This is a genomic window from Streptomyces flavusporus, assembly GCF_046267975.1.
Classification (GTDB): Bacteria; Actinomycetota; Actinomycetes; order Streptomycetales; family Streptomycetaceae; genus Streptomyces; species Streptomyces flavusporus.
Genome location: NZ_CP176503.1, coordinates 2,273,303 through 2,290,452, shown reverse-complemented (window position 1 = coordinate 2,290,452; position 17,150 = coordinate 2,273,303). Strand labels below are relative to the sequence as shown.

Sequence of the window (17,150 nt, the reverse complement as noted above, 5' to 3'; positions counted from 1 at the left end):
CTGCACCGCCGACCGCTCCCGGAGTACCCTTCCTTGATCGTTGAGACGGGGAGTGCTCGGGGGAGCGGAAGGCGGTGCGCGGGTGGGCTCGGGAGGGCTGGAGCTGCCCCCTGGTGACGAGGGTCACGAGGGGAACTCCACAGACGTCCCGCCCGGCACGGTGTCCCTGGCCCGGCCGATGGAGACCCACTCCATCGGCCCCGAACTGGACTGGGACGCCGACGCCTGGCGCGAGGTGCGTACGCGCGCCCAGCGGGCCGGCCGCGCCTACATCTGGTTGAACCTCGTCGAACAGCGGCTGCGCGCGATCGTGGCCGCGGTGCTGCGCCCCATCTACGAACCCGTCCACGGCGACGACTGGGTGGTCGCCGCGGCCGGGCCGGCCGGGCAGGAGTGGGTGCAACGCGCGGTCGCCGTGCGCGAAGTCAGCCGCCGCAAGGGCTACTTGCTCGACCCGGCCGACGACAACGTCCTCAGCTTCCTCACGTTGCCGCAGCTGCGCGAGCTGATGGTGCAGCACTGGCCGTGCTTCGAGCCGTACATCGACGAGCGCCGGGACGTCGAGCTGGCGCTGGACGAGCTCGAGGTCACCCGGAACGTCGTCTCGCGCAACCGCGCCCTGTCCGAGGCGGTGCTGAACCAGGCCGAGCGGGCCTCGGCGCGCCTCCTCGAGATCCTCGGCACGGGCGGCGACATGCCGTCGGCGCGCAGGCTGCCGGTCGACGCGGTCGAGGACCTGGTCGGCGACCGGTACGCGGACGTGGTCGCCGTGCACTCCGACCGGGTGCGGCTGCTGCGCCAGTTCCCGGCCGAGGACATCTTCGGCGGGGCACGCCGGCTCGACGCCATCGGGATCGGCCTCAACCTGCTCGTGCAGAACTTCTCCGGTCGGCGGCTCGTCCGCCTCGCGGAGGCCGGATGCCGGGTGCGGCTGCTGTTCCTGAACCCGGCCTCCAGCGCGGTGAAGCGGCGCGAGCGCGAACTCGGCATCAAGCGGGGTGAGCTGAGCCGCGCGATCGAGATGAACATCCTGCACATGCGCCGGGTGCGGTCCCGGCTGCGTGACCCGGGTGCCTTCGAGATCCAGGTCTTCGACGAGACGCCCCGCTTCACGGCGTACCTCGTGGACGGCGACGGTTCCGACGGCATCGCGGTCGTGCAGTCCTATCTGCGACGGACGCGGGGGATGGAGGCGCCGGTCCTGGTGCTGCGCAACGGCAGCAGGGTGGTCAAGTCGGACGAGATCGACGAAGGCGGGCTTTTCCCTACGTACCGCGAGGAGTTCGAGCTCATGTGGGCGGATTCGCGGCCCGTGTCCTGACCTGTCCCACCGCGGAAGCGGAATGCGGCCCTCTGATTGTCAGTGGCGCATGGGAAGGTGGAGGCCACTGGGGGAACGCACCACCAAGAAGGGGGGCCGCCCATGGGCTGGCACCGGGAGCTGCTGATCGGCTTCGACCTGGAGACGACCGGGACGGATCCGCGCGAGGCGCGCATCGTCACGGGGGCCGTGATCGAGGTCAGGGACGGGCAGCCCATAGGGCACAAGGAATGGCTGGCGGATCCGGGCGTGGAGATCCCGGCGGACGCGGTGGCGGTCCACGGGATCAGCAACGAGCGCGCGGCCGCCGAGGGGCGCCCCGCCGACCAGGTGGCGGACGCCATCGCGGACGTCCTCGTGGCGTACTGGAAGACAGGCGTGCCGGTCGTCGCCTACAACGCGGCCTTCGACCTGAGCCTGCTCTCCGCCGAGCTGCGGCGGTACGCACTACCGTCCCTGCGCGAGCGCCTGGGCGGCCTGGATCCCGCCCCGGTCATCGACCCGTACACCATCGACCGCTGGGCCGACCGCTACCGCCGCGGCAAGCGCAACCTCGAAGCGGTCTGCCGGGAGTACGGCATCACACTCGACTCCGCGCACGACGCCTCCGCCGACGCCCTCGCCGCGGCCCGGCTGGCCTGCGCGATAGCCACCCGCCACCCCAAGATCGCGGCCCTCGGCCCGGCGGAACTGCACCGCCGCCAGATCGAGTGGTACGCCGAGTGGGCGGCGGACTTCCAGAGCTTCCTGCGCCGCAAGGGCGACGCGACGGCGGTGATCGACGGGACATGGCCGCTGAGGGAGCCGGCGGGGGAGCCGGTGGCGGGCGAGACGGTCTGAGGCCGGACCGAAAGGCTGACGGTCAGGTGACGCCCTGAGGGGCGCGGGGCTGTGACGATATGCGGCTCCGCCGCGATGGGGGTCCCCCGCTCATGGGGGTCCCCCCTCGAGCGAAGCCGAGAGTGGGGGGAGAAGCCGAGAGTGGGGGAGCGACCAGCCACATATCACCGGCAGTCGCCCTACAACAGAAAGCCCCCGAACCTCAGGCGCTCAAAACGAATACCACCGCACCGTCTCGTCCCCCTCCCGCAACGAAGCCACCCGCCGCCGAAACTCGACCAACGCCTTCGGATTGCTGGGCGCATGCTGAGCCACCCACGCACAACTGGCCGTCTCTCGCGCGCCGCGCAGCACCGAACACCCCTCCCACTCCCGCACATCCCAGCCGTATGCCTCGACAAACGAGTCATAAGCCGTCGCAGGCACCCCGTATCGGTCACGGGAAAGCACCATGACCACCAGATCGTGCTCACGCAGATCGGCGGAGAAGGTCTCCAGGTCGACCAGGGCGGGACCGTCGGGTCCGACATGGACGTTCCGAGGGAGCGCGTCCCCGTGAATGGGCCCCGGCGGCAGATGAGGCGGCAGCCCACCCGCTGCCGCCGCGAACCCGTCCCGCCGCTCACGCAGATACGCCGCGTCCGCCGGATCGATCGCGTCGCCCGCCAGCCGCAGCCAGCGCTCCACTCCGCCCAGCAGCTCACGGGGCGGTAGCTCGAAGGAGGGCGTGGGAAGGGTGTGGACGACCCGTAGCAGTTCGGCCAGATCCTGTGGCTCGGCGGGCCGTACCGGATCGGGCAGCCGGTGCCACACGGTCACCGGGTGCCCCTCCACCAGCAGCGCCTCGGGTTCGGCCGCCCGCACCGCCGGTACGCCCGCCTCGGCCAGCCACACCGCGATGTCCAGTTCGCGCCGCGCCCGGTCAAAAAGCTCCGCGTCACGGCCCACCTTGACGACCAGGTCACCGGCGGCGAACACCGCGTTCTCGCCCAGGGCGAGCAGCCGCGCGTCCCGCGCCGGACCGGGCAGTACCCCCGCCGCGACCAGTACGTCCCGCGCCCGTGCCTCGTCCATCCGTCCGCCTCCGTGTGGTCGTACGCCTCCGTGAACGGCGTCGGGTTCCCGCCATCCACCGGCCAGTCTCGCATTCGCACAGGTCGGGGCCGTGTGCACGGTGCCTTGACGAGGCCTGCGGCCTTCACGACCATGACGGGGCCCACCCGAGCCGCGCAAAGGGGCTGATTCCGTGACATTGGTGACCGAGGCGGAGAGATCGGTGAGACGCGCGCCGGGCAGCAAGAGGCAGCGGCGCGGCACCGATCACGGCGCCTGGTTCCTCGTACTCCCCGCGCTGATCCCCATCCTGATCCTGAGCGTCGGACCGCTGCTCTACGGCATCCTGCTGGCCTTCACCGACGCCCAGTCCGGACGGACCCAGCCCACCCAGTGGATCGGCGGTCTCAACTTCCGGGATCTGCTGCACGACACGCTGTTCTGGGAATCGTTCCGGATCGGTCTGGTCTGGGCCGTCGGCGTCACCGTGCCGCAGTTCCTGCTGGCGCTCGGCCTCGCCCTCCTCCTCAACCAGGACCTGCGCCTCAGGTGGCTGGCCCGCGCCCTCGCGATCGTCCCGTGGGCGATGCCCGAGGTCGTGGTCGGCGTCATGTGGCGGCTTGTCTACAACCCCGACGCCGGCATCCTCAACGAGACGCTCCGCGACCTGGGCCTCGGCGACGGCCGCGACTGGCTCAGCGGGCTCGGCACCGCCCTGCCCGCCGTGATCGTCGTGGGCATCTGGGCGGGGATGCCGACCACGACGGTCGCCCTGCTCGCCGGCCTGCAGAACACCCCGCGCGAACTGCACGAGGCGGCGGCCGTGGACGGCGCAGGCGCCTGGCGCCGCTTCCGCACGGTCACCTGGCCCGCCCTCAGACCGGTCGCCCTCGCCATCACGGCACTCAACCTGATCTGGAACTTCAACTCCTTCGCCCTGGTCTACGTCCTCACCAGCGGCGGACCCGGCGGCCGAACCCGTCTGCCCATGCTCTTCGCCTATGAAGAGGCCTTCCGTTACGGGCAGTTCGGCTACGCGGCCGCGATGGGATGCGTGATGGTCGCGGTGATCTCGATACTCCTGGCCCTGTTCCTGGTGGGCCGGCTCAGGGGAGGTGACGACGCATGAGGACCAGCCGAGCGGGCCGTGTCGGGCAGTACGTCGCACTGCTCGCGTACCTCGTCTTCCTCGCCTTCCCCTTCCTCTGGCTGATCTCCACCGCCTTCAAACCACCGCGCGAACTGGGCAGCCTGCACCCCACCTGGATCCCGAAGGATCCCACCCTCGCCAACTTCCGCCAGGCCTTCGACGAACAGCCACTGCTGCACGCCGCCCTCAACTCCCTGATCGCCGCGCTCTGCGCCGCCCTGATCGCCGTACTGCTCGCGACCCCGATGGCATACGTCATGGCCCGGCACCGCACCCCGCTCGCGCGGGCGGCGACCGGCTGGGTGGTCGTCAGCCAGGCGTTCCCGCTCGTGCTGGTGATCATCCCGCTGTTCCTGGTCCTGAAGAACCTGCGGTTGATCAACTCGGTGCCGGGGCTGGTCATGGTGTACGTCGTGTGGGCGCTGCCGTTCGCGCTGTGGATGCTCGCCGGGTACGTCCGCGCGGTGCCGCGCGAGCTGGAGGAGGCGGCGGCCGTCGACGGGGCCGGGCGGTTGCGGACGCTGGTGTCGGTGACCGCGCCGCTGCTGGCGCCGGGGATCGTGGCGACGGCTCTGTTTGCCTTCGTCACTGCGTGGAACGAGTTCTTCTTCGCGCTCGTTCTGCTGAAGACCCCCGAGAAGCAGACCCTGCCGGTCGTCCTCACGCACTTCATCGGCGCCGAGGGCGTGGCGGACCTCGGCCCGCTGGCCGCCGCCGCGTTCCTCGCGACGTCGCCCTCGCTGGTCGTGTTCGCGGTCATCCAGCGACGGATCACGGGCGGCATGCTCGCCGGGGCGGTGAAGAACTGATGCGTACGAGACTGCTGTTGGCCCTGGTCCTGACTCTGCTGCTCGCCGGATGCAGCGGCGACGACGGTGGCGGTTCCGACGGCCGTATCACCCTGCGCTTCCAGTCCCTGGCCTGGCAGGAGGAATCCGTCGAGGCCAACAAGGAGCTGGTGAGGGAGTGGAACGCGACCCATCCGGACGTCAAGGTCGAGTACATCCAGGGAAGTTGGGACAGCGTCCACGACCAGCTGCTCACCTCCTTCGAGGGCGGTGAGGCCCCGGACATCATCCACGACGCCTCGGACGACCTCGCGGACTTCGCGTACGGCGGCTACCTCGCCGATCTGACCGACCTGCTGCCGCAGCGGCTCAAATCCGATATTCCAGAACACAGTTGGGATACGGCGACCTTCGGGGACGGGATCTATGGCGTGCCGTTCCTCCAGGAACCGCGGGTGCTCGTCGCCAACGCGAAGTGGCTGAAGGAGGCAGGCGTACGCATTCCGACGCCCGAACAGCCGTGGAGCTGGGCCGAGTTCCGGACGATCACCGACCAACTGAGCGGGAACGGCAAGTACGGCGTCGCCTGGCCGCTCAAGGAGCCCGTCTCGGCCACCCTCAACCTGTCGCTGTCGGCGGGGGGACAGCTGTTCCACCGTGGCGCCGACGGCAAGGTGGCCGTCCGTTTCGAGGCGGCCGACGAGGTGATGCCGCGCACCGTCCACGACCAGGTCAACACCGACCACAGCGCCTCACCCACCACCCTGGGCAGCGGTGGCTCCGACACTCTGCCCGGCTTCTTCGGCGGCAGGTACGCGATGGTCCCGCTCGGCTTCTCCTACCGCCAGCAGATCGTGCAGCAGGCGCCGAAGGGCTTCGACTGGCAGGTGCTGCCCGCCCCGGCGGGCGCCGACGGGCTCACCCAGGGCGTCAGCCCCCAGACGCTGTCCATCGCCGAGGACAGTCCGCACAAGCGGGAGGCGGCGGAGTTCATCGACTTCCTGCTACGGCCGGAGAACATGGTGCGGCTGGCGCTGGGGGACTGGATGCTGCCCACCGGGACCGAGGCTTTGAAGGACCCGGCCCTGCACACCACCGAGAACGACTGGGCCACCGGCACCGCCCTCGCCGAGCACCTGCGCTCGGCGCCCGCGCAGTCCGTTCGGGGCTACCCGGAGTGGAAGGACAAGGTTGCCACGCCCGCCTTCCAGGAGTACTACAGCGGTGCCATCGACCTCGACGAGCTCCGCGAACGGCTGGAGGAGGACGGCAATCTGGTGCTCGCCCGCTATCAGCGCTGAGCAAATCAGGGCGCGGCAGCGGCGGAAAACCCGTTGCCCGGCACTCCTCACCCACCTAGCGTGCTGCTCGTGGGTATCAACGCGATCTACATCTCCGGTCACGGCCGGGGCTGCACGTACTCCATCCGGATGCGCCGTGGCCCCGCAGCCCTGACCGGCCCGGGAAGCCACGTCCGCTGACCGTCGTACGCCGACCGTAGTCCGTCGATCGTCCGCGGTGCGGATTCGCCTGCCGTTCTTCCCTCTGTCTTCCGGTCAGGGCCTTCGTCTGCCCTCTTCACCCTCACGGAAGACAAGGACCGCAGGCCATGGCCCGCCCCACCCGCGTTTCCCGCGCGCTCTCGCAGAACTTCCTCGCCGACCGAGCCGCCACGGAGCGCCTCGCCCGGCTCGCCGTACCGAACCGGCGACACGCCCCTCTGCTCCTCGAAGTCAGCGCGGGCAAGGGCGCGTTGACGGACACGCTCGCCCCGCGCTGCCGGGAGCTGATCGCGTACGAGATCGATCCCCGCCTCGTTCCCGGGCTGCGCGCCCGCTTCTCCGGCATGCCCCAAGTCCGCGTGGCCGCCGGTGACTTCCTCGCAGCACGGCCCCCGCGGACGCCGTTCTCCGTCGCCGGAAACGTGCCCTTCTCGCGCACCGCAGCCGTCGTCGACTGGTGCCTGCGCGCACCCTCCCTCACCGACGCCACACTCCTCACCCAGCTCGAGTACGCCCGCAAGCGCACCGGGGACTACGGCAGCTGGACCCAGCTGACGATCCTGACCTGGCCGCGCCACGAGTGGCGGCTGGTCGGCCGGGTCGGGCGGCACAGTTTCCGGCCCGTGCCGCGCGTCGACGCCGGGATCGTCCGCATCGAGCGCCGCCGCACCCCGCTGCTCGACGCCGCCGCGTACGCGGGATGGCGCGACCTCGTCGAGCTGGGCTTCACAGGGATCGGCGGCTCGTTGCACGCGTCGCTGCGCCGGACCCGCCCCCGGCGCCGGGTGGACGCGGCGTTCCGTGCCGCGCGCCTGGATCCGGGCGTGCTAGTCGGCCAGGTGGCGCCACAGCGCTGGCTGCGGCTGTACGAGGTGCTGGGGCCGTGAGAAGAACGAGTTGCACGAGACGTATCGTCTCGCCTATGGTCTTGGCCATGACCCACATCGCCATGTTCTCCATCGCCGCCCACGGCCACGTGAACCCGAGCCTCGAGGTGATCCGCGAGCTCGTCGCGCGCGGGCACCGGGTGACGTATGCGATCCCGCCGGTGTTCGCGGAGAAGGTCGCCGAAACCGGTGCCGAGGTGAAGCTATGGAACTCGACGCTGCCCTCGCCCGACGACGACCCGGAGGCGTGGGGCAGCACACTGCTGGACAACGTCGAGCCCTTCCTCGGCGACGCCATTCAGGCGCTGCCGCAGCTGATCGAGGCGTACGAGGGCGACGAGCCGGACCTCGTCCTGCACGACATCGCCTCCTACCCGGCCCGGGTGCTGGCCCACCGCTGGGGCGTGCCCGCGATCTCCCTCTCGCCGAACCTGGTCGCCTGGGACGGCTACGAGGAGGAGGTCGCCGAGCCGATGTGGGAGGAGCCGAAGAAGACCGAGCGCGGCCGGGCCTACTACGCCCGCTTCCAGGGCTGGCTGGAGGAGAACGGGATCACCCAGCATCCCGATCCGTTCGCCGGCCGCCCGGCCCGTTCCCTCGTCCTGATCCCCAAGGCGCTGCAGCCCAACGCCGACCGGGTCGACGAGTCCGTGCACACCTTCGTCGGCGCCTGCCAGGGCGGCCGCAGCGCGGAGGGCGACTGGCAGCGGCCCGCCGACGCCGAGAAGGTCGTGCTCGTCTCGCTCGGGTCGGCCTTCACCAAGCAGCCCGACTTCTACCGGGAGTGCGTCAAGGCGTTCGGTGAGCTGCCGGGCTGGCACCTGGTGCTTCAGATCGGCAAGCACATGGACCCGGCCGAGCTGGGGGACGTACCCGAGAGTGTCGACGTACGCTCCTGGGTCCCGCAGCTGGCGATCCTCAAGCAGGCCGACCTGTTCGTCACGCACGCCGGTGCGGGCGGCAGCCAGGAGGGCATGGCCACGGCCACCCCGATGATCGCCGTACCGCAGGCCGTCGACCAGTTCGGCAACGCGGACATGCTGCAGGCGCTCGGCGTCGCCCGCCATGTGCCGGCGGAGCAGGCCACCGCGGAAACCCTGCGCGAGGCGGCGCTCGCGCTCGTCGACGACCCGGAGGTGGCCCGCCGACTGAAGGACCTCCGGGCGGAGATGGCGAAGGAGGGCGGTACGCAGCGGGCGGCCGACCTCATCGAGGCCGAACTCCGGAAGTAGCAGGCACAACTGAGGGCCCGTTGGTTCCCCCGGAACCAACGGGCCCTCGGCGCAAGGCGCAAGGCGGGTCAGACCCCCACCCGTTCCCCCTCCACCGCCGGCGGCCGCGGCTGCGCCACCGCCTCGGCCGACTCGTCGTGCGTGAGGTCCGGCAGCCGGTTCAGCCACTTCGGCAGGTACCAGTTGCGCTCACCGAGCAGCGCCATCACCGCCGGCAGCAGCACGCCGCGGATGATCGTCGCGTCGATCAGCACCGCGGCCGCCAGGCCCACGCCCATCTGCTTCATGGACTGCATGGACAGCGTCCCGAAGATCGCGAACACGGCGACCATGATGACGGCGGCGCTGGTGACGACCCCGGCCGTGGTGACCACGCCGTGCGTGATGGCGTCCCGCGTCGTACGGCCCCGCAGTCGCGCCTCGCGGATCCGCGAGACCACGAACACGTGGTAGTCCATCGACAGGCCGAACAGGATTACGAACAGGAACAGCGGCAGCCAGCTGACGACGGCACCGACGCCCTCCGCGCCCACCAGCGAGGCGCCCCAGCCGTGCTGGAAGACGGCGACGAGGATGCCGTACGCCGCACCCACCGACAGCAGGTTCAGCACGATGGAGGTGACCGCGATCGTCAGTGAGCGGAACGACAGCAGCATCAGCAGGAACGCGAAGACCACGACGAACACGAAGACCGGGACCACCGAGCCGACAAGCTGGTCGTTGAAGTCCTTCGACATGGCGACCCCGCCGGTGATCGGCGCCTGAACGCCGTCGACCTTGCCGAGCGTGTCCGGCCGTACCTCGTCGCGGAGCTTGTCCAGGCTTGCGCCCGCCTTGTCCAGGTCGGAGCCGCCCACCAGCGGGACGTATACGAAAGCGACGTTCTCGGCGTCGTCCAGCTTGATCTCGACCGGGCCGCGCGAGGCGCCCGAACTGACGGCCTGCTCACGGAAGTCGGCGAGGGCGGACCGCACCTCGGACGCGTTGATGTCGTCGGCCTTGACGACCACCTCGGCAGGTTCGGAGCCGCCCGGGAAGGCTTCGTTGACCCGGTTGTACGTCTGCACGATGGGCAGCGAGTCGCCGAACTCCTGGTCCAGGGTGAGGTTCTGCGTCTTCATGCCGACCGCGGGGGCCGCGATCGCGAGCAGCGCACCGGCCGCTACCACGACGGAGACGACGGGCCTGGCGAGCACGCCCCTGAGCACGGCCGTCCAGAACCGGCTCTCCCCGGAGCCGTTGCCCTGACGACGACGGCGGCGCAGGAACGGAATCCGCCCCTTCTCCACCCGTCCGCCCAGCAGCGACAGCAGCGCGGGCAGCACGGTCACGGATCCGACCATGGCGACTGCCACGACCATCAGCGATGCCAGGCCCATCGCCTCGAACTCGGCGAGCCCGGTGAACAGCATGCCGGCCATCGCCACGCACACCGTGACACCGGAGACGATGATCGCCCGGCCACTGGTGGCGGCGGCGACCCTCAGGGCGGTCTGCGCGTCCCGGCCGGCCTCCCGTTCCTCACGCTCGCGGCGCAGGTAGAACAGGCAGTAGTCGACCCCGACGGCCAGACCGACCAGCAGCATCACGGAGTTGGCGGTCTCGCTCATCGGCATCACATGGCTGACGAGGCCCATCAGACCCATCGTCGCCATGATCGCGGTGATCGCCAGCAGCACCGGCAGCAGCGCCGCCACCAGCGCGCCGAAGGCGATCAGCAGGATGCCGAGAGCCACCGGTACGGCGGAGTACTCGGCCTTCTGGAAGTCGTCGCCGAACGCGTCGTCGAACGTCTTCATCATGCTGGCGCCGCCGATCTCCTCGATCCGCAGCGACTCGTGCTTCTGCTGGACGTCCTCGACGGCCTTCAGCACCGGCTCGATGCGCTCACCCGCGGTGTCCGACTCCCCCCGCATGTCGAACTGCACCAGCGCGCTGCGGCCGTCCTCGGAGATCGTCTTCGTGTCGTACGGCGTGGTGATGTCCGTGACCTCACCGGTCGCGTCGACGGCCTCGACGACGGCGGTGACGGCGGCCCGGAACTCCGGGTCCGTCGCCTTCACGCTGCCGTCCCTGGACTGGATCAGCACGGTCTCGGCGGCCGGTTCCTCGATGCCGGCGTCCTCGATGATCCTGGCGGCGGTGTGCGTCTCGCCCTTGAGCTGGTCGCTGTCCGCGACGTCGACTCGGCCCGCCGCCGAACCGAGCCCCATCGCCAGTACGACGAACAGCACCCAGATTCCGACGGCCGCCCATCGGTGCCGGGCGCTCCAGCCGCCTGCCCGGGCGGCGAGTCCCCGCACCCGTGTTTCTCGGTTCCCCATGACGGGCTGCCCCCTCGTGAGCGGCGGCGGCCCCCTGCCGCCACCTTTCGCTTCGAAGGTATGGGCCGGATAAAGCCATCTCGTCGTGCTGCCCGGTGAAGCGCCGGGCGCCCGGGTCCTCCCGACGGCCCCCCTCCTCTCACCACTGGGGAGGACAGCGGCCCCTTACATCCATCGGGAGTTGTCGGGGCCGGCGATCAGGGATCCCCTTCGCACCGTTTGTGATTACGAAACCTTGTTGAACAAGTCACAGGTACGTGTAGGTGTTGATCCGGGCCCGCCCATCGGCCAGAGTTTCGCGCAACCCGCACCACAGGGACGCGGCCGTCGTGCCCGCCCCCACGGGGCACGACGGCCGCTTATGGTGTGCGGGTGACGACGACGTATGCGGCGCTGCTGCGCGGAATCAACGTGGGCGGCGCCAAGAAGATGCCGATGGCCGAACTGCGCACCCTTATGGAGAGCCTCGGCTACGACGGTGTACGCACGTATCTGCAGAGCGGTCAGGCCGTGTTCACGAGCGAGCACGGCGACGAGGAGTCCCTGGCCACCGAGCTCACCCGGGCTGTCGAGCAGAAGTTCGGCTTCGGCGTCGAGGTGATCGTGCGTGACCACGCCTACCTGAAGGCGATAGCCGAGGACTGTCCCTTCCCGGCCGCCGACCTGGAGGCCAAGCAACTCCACGTCACGTACTTCTCCGTGCCCGTCGACGCCGAACGCTTCGCGGAGATCGACCAGGCCGCCTTCCTCCCCGAGGAGTTCCGGCTCGGCGACCGCGCCCTGTACCTGTACGCACCGAACGGCCTCGGCCGGTCCAAGCTCGGCGAGTACCTGGCCAGGCCGCGGCTGAACAAGGGCCTGATCGCCACGACCCGGAACTGGAACACGGTCGTCAAGCTGGTGGAGCTCACCGAGCCGACGGCAGGGTGACCGTGGCCGCCGCCCGGGCGGCCCTCAGGCGCCGACCACCGCCCGCAGCGGCGTCCGCGCCCCGTCGTACCGTTCCAGCAGCACCCGTGCCACCTCCGGCGCCGGGCCGAGGACATCGGCGAGTACGTCCGCCTCGGCCGCGCCCCGTGCGATGCGGTCCGGCAGAAAGCCGGGGGCCAGGACGTACGGGGCGACGGCGATCCGCCGGCAGCCGAGCGCCCGCAGTTCGCGGACCGCGTCCTCGGTGCGGGGAAGGGATGCGGAGGCGAACGCAGGTCGCACGGCGCACCAACCGGTGTGCCGCCACTCCCGCGCGATTTCTGCGATCACCGCGATCGCCTCCGGGTCGGTGGAGCCCGCCGAGGCCAGCACGACCCCGGTCGAGGGCTTGTCGGCCGGCGTCAGGCCCGCCTCGTACAGTCGGCGTTCGAGCGCCGACAGCAGCAGCGGGGAGGGACCCAGCACCTCCGCCTGGCGGATCCGGAGCTGCCGCGGCGCGTCCCGCAGGACCGCCGGGATGTCGGCCTTCGCATGGAACGCCCGGGTCAGCAGGAGGGGAAGGGCCACGACATCGCGGACACCCTCCGCTGCGAGAGACTCCAGTACGCGCTGCACGGACGGGACGTTGAAGTCCAGGAAACCGGTCTCCACGCGCAGCCCCGGCCGCAGCGACCGTACCCGCCGCACGAGGGCGTGCACGGTCGCGGCGTGCCGCGGGTCGCGGCTGCCGTGGGCGATGACGAGGAGTACCGGGTTGCGCATGGGATCAGCTCTTCGCCAACAGGCCGCGGCTGCGCAGCACCCGCCGCTCCAGCGGGCTGAAGATCAGCAGGTCGATCGCGATGCCGACGACCAGGATCAGCAGGATGGCGAGGAACACCATGGACATGGAGCTGGTGTTGCGGCCGTTCTCCAGCAACTGGCCGAGTCCCACACCGAGTTCCGGCGAGGACGCGATGATCTCGGCGGCCATCAGCGACCGCCATGAGAACGCCCAGCCCTGCTTCAGACCGGCCAGGTAGCCGGGCAGCGCGGCCGGCATCACGATGTGCCAGGTGCCCCTCAGGCCCGTCGCGCCCATCGTGCGGCCCGCCCGCAGGAACAGCGGCGGCACCTGGTCGACACCGGAGACAAGGCCGTTGGCGATGGACGGGACGGCGCCGAGCAGGATCACCGCGTACATCATCGAGTTGTTCAGGCCGAGCCAGATCACGGCCGGCGGCACCCACGCCACGGACGGCAGCGACTGCAGACCCGACAGGATCGGCCCGATCGCGGCCCGTACGAACCTCACCCGGGCCACCAGCAGGCCCAGCGGTGTGCCGATCGCCAGCGCCATCAGGAAGCCCAGCAGACCACGCGAGACGCTGGTCCAGATGTAGTCCAGAAGCGTGCCCTGCAGCCAGGCGTCCTCGACCTCGCCCCACACGTCCCCGGGGGAGGGCAGCTTGCTCGGGTCGTCGACGATGTTGAACGAGACCAGCGCCTGCCACACCAGCAGCACCAGCACGATCGCGGTGACCGGCGGCACGATCTTCTGCGTGAAGGTCGTACGGAACGGTGTACGGCCCGTCTGGACCGTCTCCAGGGCGTCCAGGCCCGCCTCGAGCCCGGCCAGGTCGTTGCCGTCCTTGACGGCGGGCGTTTCAGTGCTGGCCATGGCGGCGGATCTCCCCACGCAGTTCTTCGGTGATCTCCAGGGACAGCTCCGCCACGGCGGCGTCCTCGATACGGCGCGGCTGCGGAATGTCGACCCGCCACTCCCGGGCCACGCGACCGGGACGGGAGGAGAGCAGGACGACGCGCTCGGCGAGCCGGACCGCCTCGCGCACGTTGTGCGTCACGAACAGCACCGACAGCCCCGTCTCGCGCCAGATCCGGGTCAGTTCGTCGTGCAGCACGTCACGGGTGATCGCGTCCAGCGCCGCGAAAGGCTCGTCCATCAGCAGCAGCCTGCTGTCCTGGGCGAGCGCACGGGCCAGCGCGACACGCTGGCGCATACCGCCGGACAGTTCGTGCACCCGCTTGCCGTACGCCCCCTGCAGCCGGACCAGCACCAGCAGCTCCTCGGCGCGGCCGCGGCGCTCCGCCTTGGGCATGCCGCGCAGTTTCAGGGCGAGTTCGATGTTCTTGCCCGCGGTCAGCCACGGGAACAGGGCGTGCTCCTGGAACATCAGGGCAGGCCGGCCGTCGGTCGTGATGTCACCGGCGGTCGGCCGGTCGAGGCCCGCCACCAGGTTGAGCAGCGTCGACTTGCCGCAGCCCGAGGCGCCCAGGAGGGTGACGAACTCGCCGGGCGCGACATCGAGCGTGATGTCGTCGAGGACGAGCTGCTGCCCGGCGGGGCCGGCGAAGGACTTCGAGACATGCTCGATGCGTGCGGAGTACTCGACCGACGTACCGGCGTCGGCGGCCTTGGCGAGGGCGGTTGCCATGGTCGTCACCTCCTGGGAACTCAACGGGGCGTGGGATTACTGGGCGCCGAGACCGGCGTCGTCGACGGTCGGCTTGCCCTCGGCGGCGAGGACCTTGTTGAGCAGCGTGAGGTCGTAGATGCCGTTCAGGTCCGGCTGCTCCAGCAGCCCTGCCTCGACGGCGTGCTCGGCCTCGGTGTCGAGGGTGGCGGCGAGGGGGTCGTCGGTGATGTGGATGGACTCCCACGCCGGGTCGAGCACCTCGGCCGGCAGCTCCTTGCCCGAGTCCACCTTGAGCTGGGCGTTCGCGGAGGCCTTGGCCTGGTCCGGGTTGGCGTTGATCCATGCGTTGGTCTTCACGGACGCGCGCAGTACCGCCTCGACGGCCTTCGGGTGATCCTTGAGGAACTTCTGCGACACGATGATGTTCGTGATCACGAACTTCTTGTCGGGCCACAGGTCGGCCTCGTCGAGCAGCACCTTCGCGCCCTCGGCGACCAGCTTGGACGCGGTCGGCTCCGGCACCCACGCGCCGTCGATGGAGCCCGACTTGTAGGCGTCCGGCGTGATCTTGTTGTCCGTGCGGACGACCGAGACGTCGCCCTGGCCGCTCTCCGCGTCGACCTTCCAGCCCTGCTCGGCGATCCAGTTGAGGAACGCCACGTCCTGCGTGTTGCCGAGCTGCGGGGTCGCGATCTTCTTGCCCTTGACGTCGTCCAGGGTCTTGATCTTCTCGGGGTTGACCACCAGCTTCACGCCGCCCGACGCCGAACCGCCGATGATCCTCAGGTTCTTGCCGCCCGACTTGATGTATCCGTTGATCGCCGGGGACGGGCCGATCCAGCCGATGTCGATGGACCCCGAGTTGAGCGCCTCGATCTCGGAGGGGCCGGCGTTGAAGGTCGCGTACTCCGCCTTCGTTCCGCCCAGCTCCTTCTGGAACAGCCCCTCGTTCTGGCCCACCAGCGCGGTCGCGTGGGTGAGGTTGCCGAAGTAGCCGATCTTCACGCTGTCGAGACCGTCGATCTTCTTCGCGCCGGCGACGACCTGCTGCTTGGTGTCGTCCTGCGTCTGGGAGCCGTAGCCGCAGCCGGCGAGCGCGAGGAGGGGGAGTGCGGTTATCGCTGCGAGAGTGCGGCGGAGGGCGGTGGTGGCAGGCACGGGAGGTGGTCCTCTCGTTGGCCCGGCGGGTCACGGTCTGTCAGGTCGTGGCCGGGAGGTCGGCAGGTTTTCGGCGGCGCGCCCGGGGCGCGTGCGTCATCGCGCACATCACGCACATCGCGCCACCCCGCCCTGCCCGCTGCCGAGGGCGCCACTGCCGACGCGGCCGCCCTCCTTCGCGAACGTGGAGAAATAGTCCGTGGAGTTCATGATCAGAAGTCCCACCCGTCGTCCTCGCCCTCGTCCCGGACCGGTTCCGGGGAGGCGAAGGACTCGCCGACCATGCCCGCGGTGAGCGTGGTGCCGTCCGCCGGGTCGATCAGGATGAACGAGCCCGTGCGCCGCGAGTCGGCGTAGGAGTCGACCGGCAGCGGCTCGGCGGTGCGGATCTTCACCCGGCCGATGTCGTTGGCGACGAGCTGCCCCGGGTGCGGGTGCAGGGACAGGTCGTCGAGCGTGAGCCGGGACGGGATGTCCTTGACGATCGCCTTGACCGTGCGGGTGCCGTGCTTGAGCAGGACCCGGTGGCCGACGGTCAGCGGGGCGTCGGCGACGTGGCAGACGGTCGCCTCGATGTCCTGCGTGGTCGGCGGCGCGTCCTTGCTGGGTACGATCAGGTCGCCGCGGGAGATGTCGATGTCGTCCTCCAGCAGGAGGGTCACCGACTGTGTGGTCCAGGCGACATCGACGGGCTTGCCCAGCAGGTCGATGCCGGAGATCTTCGTCGAGCGGCCGGAGGGCAGGACCGTGATCTGCTCGCCGACGTGGAACGCACCGGCCGCGATCTGGCCCGCGTAGCCCCGGTAGTCCGGGTGCTCGGCGGTCTGCGGCCGGATCACGTACTGCACGGGCAGGCGGGCGTGGCAGTGCGCCAGGTCGTGCGCGACCGGGACGGTCTCCAGGTGCTCGAGGACGGTGGGGCCGCCGTACCAGTCCATGCTCGCGGACGGCTCCACGACGTTGTCGCCGTTCAGCGCCGAGATCGGGATCGCGGTCACCTCGGGGACGCCCAGTTCGGTGGCGTACGCCGTGAACTCCTCGGCGATCGCCGCGAACACCTTCTCCTCGTAGCCGACGAGGTCCATCTTGTTGACGGCGAGGACGACGTGCGGGACGCGCAGCAGGGCGGCGATGGCGGCGTGCCGGCGGGTCTGCTCGACGACGCCGTTGCGGGCGTCGACGAGGATCACGGTGAGTTCGGCGGTCGAGGCGCCGGTGACCATGTTGCGGGTGTACTGCACATGGCCGGGGGTGTCGGCGAGGATGAACCGGCGGCGCGGGGTGGCGAAGTAGCGGTAGGCCACGTCGATGGTGATGCCCTGCTCGCGCTCGGCGCGCAGACCGTCCGTGAGCAGCGCGAGGTCAGGACCTTCCTGGCCGCGGCTCGCCGAGGCGCGCTCCACGGCCTCCAGCTGATCGGCGAGGACCGACTTGGAGTCGTGCAGCAGCCGGCCGACGAGGGTGGACTTGCCGTCGTCGACGGAGCCCGCGGTGGCGAACCGCAGCAGGGTGGTGGCCGAGAGCTCCTCGGTCGTGATCGTGCTCATG

14 protein-coding genes and 1 pseudogene are annotated in these 17,150 nt (G+C 70.3%); 8 read left to right on the top strand and 7 right to left on the bottom strand.

The genetic code is table 11. The annotated features are described in order from the left end of the window. Positions 1–82: 82 nt before the first annotated feature. Together ACKTSN_RS10770 and ACKTSN_RS10765 are read left to right on the top strand one after the other, a co-directional pair. Positions 83–1,321, top strand: a complete 1,239-nt coding sequence (locus ACKTSN_RS10770; protein WP_409474796.1) for an SAV2148 family HEPN domain-containing protein — start codon at positions 83–85, stop codon at positions 1,319–1,321. Positions 1,322–1,423: 102 nt separating this feature from the next. Beyond that, entirely contained in the window at positions 1,424–2,161 is a 738-nt protein-coding gene (locus ACKTSN_RS10765; protein ID WP_409468896.1) for a 3'-5' exonuclease, read from the top strand. Positions 2,162–2,371: 210 nt separating this feature from the next. Here ACKTSN_RS10765 and ACKTSN_RS10760 read toward each other — a convergent pair whose 3' ends face one another. Continuing rightward, positions 2,372–3,235 (bottom strand): phosphotransferase enzyme family protein, encoded by an 864-nt coding sequence (locus tag ACKTSN_RS10760; RefSeq protein WP_409468895.1) that lies wholly within the window; start codon positions 3,233–3,235, stop codon positions 2,372–2,374. A 172-nt stretch (positions 3,236–3,407) separates the two neighbouring features. Between ACKTSN_RS10760 and ACKTSN_RS10755 the strand changes: the two genes are divergently transcribed. From ACKTSN_RS10755 to mgt, 5 genes and pseudogenes are all read left to right on the top strand, one after another. Beyond that, positions 3,408–4,343 (top strand): carbohydrate ABC transporter permease, encoded by a 936-nt coding sequence (locus tag ACKTSN_RS10755; RefSeq protein ID WP_409468894.1) that lies wholly within the window; start codon positions 3,408–3,410, stop codon positions 4,341–4,343. Then, complete coding sequence (locus ACKTSN_RS10750; RefSeq protein WP_409468893.1) at positions 4,340–5,173, top strand: carbohydrate ABC transporter permease; 834 nt, start codon at positions 4,340–4,342, stop codon at positions 5,171–5,173. The genes ACKTSN_RS10755 and ACKTSN_RS10750 overlap by 4 nt, the downstream gene beginning before the upstream one ends. Next, a complete protein-coding gene (locus ACKTSN_RS10745) occupies positions 5,173–6,453 on the top strand; it encodes an ABC transporter substrate-binding protein (protein WP_409468892.1) in 1,281 nt (426 codons plus the stop codon). The genes ACKTSN_RS10750 and ACKTSN_RS10745 overlap by 1 nt, the downstream gene beginning before the upstream one ends. A 308-nt stretch (positions 6,454–6,761) precedes the next feature. Continuing rightward, the gene (gene erm(O) / locus ACKTSN_RS10740; protein ID WP_409468891.1) at positions 6,762–7,541 is read left to right on the top strand and encodes a 23S rRNA (adenine(2058)-N(6))-methyltransferase Erm(O); all 780 of its coding nucleotides are present in this window, start codon (positions 6,762–6,764) and stop codon (positions 7,539–7,541) included. 10 nt (positions 7,542–7,551) lie between these two features. Further along, positions 7,552–8,773, top strand: a pseudogene (gene mgt, locus ACKTSN_RS10735) (macrolide-inactivating glycosyltransferase). A 68-nt stretch (positions 8,774–8,841) separates the two neighbouring features. Here mgt and ACKTSN_RS10730 read toward each other — a convergent pair. After that, a complete protein-coding gene (locus tag ACKTSN_RS10730) occupies positions 8,842–11,097 on the bottom strand; it encodes an MMPL family transporter (protein WP_409468890.1) in 2,256 nt (751 codons plus the stop codon). A gap of 372 nt (positions 11,098–11,469) precedes the next feature. On the opposite strand from ACKTSN_RS10730, the gene ACKTSN_RS10725 reads away from it, so the two are divergent. After that, complete coding sequence (locus tag ACKTSN_RS10725; protein ID WP_409468889.1) at positions 11,470–12,027, top strand: DUF1697 domain-containing protein; 558 nt, start codon at positions 11,470–11,472, stop codon at positions 12,025–12,027. Positions 12,028–12,051: 24 nt separating this feature from the next. On the opposite strand, the gene ACKTSN_RS10720 is transcribed toward ACKTSN_RS10725, so the two are convergent. The 5 genes from ACKTSN_RS10720 to ACKTSN_RS10700 all read right to left on the bottom strand — a co-directional run bounded on the left by ACKTSN_RS10720 (position 12,052) and on the right by ACKTSN_RS10700 (position 17,149). Continuing rightward, positions 12,052–12,789, bottom strand: a complete 738-nt coding sequence (locus tag ACKTSN_RS10720; protein ID WP_409468888.1) for a sirohydrochlorin chelatase — start codon at positions 12,787–12,789, stop codon at positions 12,052–12,054. Positions 12,790–12,793: 4 nt separating this feature from the next. Continuing rightward, positions 12,794–13,687 carry an ABC transporter permease gene (locus tag ACKTSN_RS10715; RefSeq protein WP_409468887.1) on the bottom strand — a complete coding sequence of 298 codons (894 nt, stop codon included), beginning with the start codon at positions 13,685–13,687 and terminating at the stop codon, positions 12,794–12,796. After that, entirely contained in the window at positions 13,674–14,462 is a 789-nt protein-coding gene (locus tag ACKTSN_RS10710; RefSeq protein WP_409468886.1) for an ABC transporter ATP-binding protein, read from the bottom strand. The genes ACKTSN_RS10715 and ACKTSN_RS10710 overlap by 14 nt, the downstream gene beginning before the upstream one ends. Positions 14,463–14,498: 36 nt before the next feature. Continuing rightward, positions 14,499–15,602, bottom strand: a complete 1,104-nt coding sequence (locus ACKTSN_RS10705) for an aliphatic sulfonate ABC transporter substrate-binding protein (RefSeq protein ID WP_409468885.1) — start codon at positions 15,600–15,602, stop codon at positions 14,499–14,501. A 212-nt stretch (positions 15,603–15,814) separates the two neighbouring features. Beyond that, positions 15,815–17,149, bottom strand: a complete 1,335-nt coding sequence (locus ACKTSN_RS10700) for a sulfate adenylyltransferase subunit 1 (RefSeq protein WP_409468884.1) — start codon at positions 17,147–17,149, stop codon at positions 15,815–15,817. Position 17,150: the final 1 nt, after the last annotated feature.

Bases quoted from the DNA above. Each gene is read 5' to 3' on its own strand.
- ACKTSN_RS10765 (WP_409468896.1), top strand. From the start codon at position 1,424: ATGGGCTGGCACCGGGAGCTGCTGATCGGCTTCGACCTGGAGACGACC.
- ACKTSN_RS10760 (WP_409468895.1), bottom strand. From the start codon at position 3,235: ATGGACGAGGCACGGGCGCGGGACGTACTGGTCGCGGCGGGGGTACTG.
- ACKTSN_RS10750 (WP_409468893.1), top strand. From the start codon at position 4,340: ATGAGGACCAGCCGAGCGGGCCGTGTCGGGCAGTACGTCGCACTGCTC.
- ACKTSN_RS10745 (WP_409468892.1), top strand. From the start codon at position 5,173: ATGCGTACGAGACTGCTGTTGGCCCTGGTCCTGACTCTGCTGCTCGCC.
- ACKTSN_RS10730 (WP_409468890.1), bottom strand. From the start codon at position 11,097: ATGGGGAACCGAGAAACACGGGTGCGGGGACTCGCCGCCCGGGCAGGC.
- ACKTSN_RS10720 (WP_409468888.1), bottom strand. From the start codon at position 12,789: ATGCGCAACCCGGTACTCCTCGTCATCGCCCACGGCAGCCGCGACCCG.
- ACKTSN_RS10715 (WP_409468887.1), bottom strand. From the start codon at position 13,687: ATGGCCAGCACTGAAACGCCCGCCGTCAAGGACGGCAACGACCTGGCC.
- ACKTSN_RS10710 (WP_409468886.1), bottom strand. From the start codon at position 14,462: ATGGCAACCGCCCTCGCCAAGGCCGCCGACGCCGGTACGTCGGTCGAG.
- ACKTSN_RS10700 (WP_409468884.1), bottom strand. From the start codon at position 17,149: ATGAGCACGATCACGACCGAGGAGCTCTCGGCCACCACCCTGCTGCGG.